The following is a 2,009-nucleotide window of genomic DNA, read 5'->3' on the forward strand; positions in this document are numbered from 1 at the left end:
GCAATGGCGCAAGCCGCGAGCCCGAGGCGCATGATGATCTTGAATGTCATTGGACTACTCCTTTGTCAATGCGCCAATAAGCTAAAACCGCCTTTTTAAGGGGGCATAACGCGGCACTTGGCTTTTGAGCCCTCAATGGGCGAAAAAGGCAATACTTTGCAGTAATGAAAAAGGCCTCAGTTGAGGCCAAATAAAACCCACTTTATGAGGAAGAGTTAAGGTTTTACATAGTTGAAGCCATGGCTTTCAAGTTGCATAATTCGTACAATTCCGGCAGGAACAACGACAGCAGATGGGACCAGGACGGGCAAATGTCCTATCTTCTTTTTCATCTGCTCCATGGTGTTGTGACATGCATCAAATTCTACTCCTTCAGCGTTTATTGCGGCGATTCGTTGAGCTACGGGACTATTTTTTAGTTCCATTTTTAGCCCCGGGCCAAACGCTACCACAACTATCTGAACTTTTTCTTGCCCAAAGAAGTTCAAAATATTTTGCGCAGTATTCAGAGTGAGATTCCATCTGCCTGGATTGTCTTGGCTTACTTGCATCACCAGCTTCCGTTGTGCAAATGGATGATCATGAAGGAATGCTGGGCGATTAAAGTTGAAATCATGAAGCATGGAGACATTGGCAAATGCCGTGCTTACGCTGAATATTCCCATTGCCACAACAACCCACGTTGCAAAAATGGCCTTTACGTATTTTGACATTCTACTACTCCTTTTTGATTAGAAGGAAATCATGGCCTGCATAGCAAACTCATTGTCCACCGCCTTACTCACGATTGCGCCGGGGCTATTTGGCGCTACGTTGGGAGCATCGATGGTTCTGAAGTAGTAGCCTGCCATAATTTTGGTGATCGGTGTGATGTGGTATTGCAGAGCAAGCGCCCACGTTTTGAAAATTCTCTCACCACCTACCGCTGCAAGATTCGGTAGACGGTCGTAATAATCATACCTAAGATTCATCTCGATGTTCTTTGTCAGAAACAATCCGCCTTCCACATAGTAACCCGAGGCGGTATTGCTGAGGTTTGGGTACAGTTGTGCCTGAGTTAGCGCTGGCGCTAGACCCAGTTGTTGGCTGAATGCCGCAGGTGCATCAATCCAGCCGTTGCCTCGCATGTACTCAAACTTGAACTGCCGCCCCCAGGGGTGCATGTAACCTTGCAGGTATTGGAAACCAATTCCCTCCCGCTGCATGGTATAACTATGATGCAACAGGTTTGGCTGGGCATTCTGATACCATACCCAGGCGGTCACATCACTTCGGAATGGCCCGTGTCCGGAGAAAATATAGGACCCTTGAAGGCGGGCAGCATACAGTGGATGGCTGGACTGGTTTCCGGCTGCCACACTTCCATACATTCCGACCATAGCACCATAGGCGACTTGCCAATGGCCCCAATTTTTCCAGTCAAAAATTTGCACGCCAGGATAACGAAAGGCGTTCACACCCAATGTTTGAGTTCCGGATATTAGCGCCGAGCCGTCCGGTCCAGCGGGATACGGCTGCCCTGGATTAGAGGCATAAAAAGGTTGCAACATGAGCTGGTTGATCACCGTAGGGAAGATTACATAGTTGTAACTCATGTATCCATTCATTGCATCTTCGGCGCTGGGGGCTCGAATTATTCCCACCTCGACTCTGGCCCCGGGAATGTAACTGAAGACGACGTGTCCATCTTGCAGCTGTGGCTGATACTGCCCTCGGATATTGGTGGCAGCATTGTTACCAAACTCACCGGCAAAGAAATATGAGATATGAGGATTCGCCCATCCCCGTATCATCAGTCGTGCACGTTGGATGGTTGCAGTACTGCTCTGGCTGAAATTGGGCCCTACAAGGTTGGCATGCGGTACCGCATTGATGTAGCGATGTAACTGAGGATTATAGATGGACGCTTCTGTGCCAGCCATAGAGAAGATAGATGGCTCAATAAATCCTGAGAATAGAGAGACGTTTTTAGGATTTAGGTCCTGTAGCTTAAACCAGTTAGCGGCATC

The 2,009-nt window shown here is 48.3% G+C and carries 2 protein-coding genes; both read right to left on the reverse strand.

The features are described 5' to 3' along the window. Positions 1–215: 215 nt before the first annotated feature. Complete coding sequence (locus tag AB4090_RS14950) at positions 216–713, reverse strand: hypothetical protein (RefSeq protein WP_369574673.1); 498 nt, start codon at positions 711–713, stop codon at positions 216–218. Positions 714–731: 18 nt separating this feature from the next. Continuing rightward, positions 732–2,009: porin (locus AB4090_RS14955; protein ID WP_369574674.1), on the reverse strand; the 1,278-nt coding region annotated here is incomplete at its 5' end.

This window comes from Acidithiobacillus sp. IBUN Pt1247-S3, from assembly GCF_041146875.1.
Taxonomy (GTDB): domain Bacteria; phylum Pseudomonadota; class Gammaproteobacteria; order Acidithiobacillales; family Acidithiobacillaceae; genus Igneacidithiobacillus.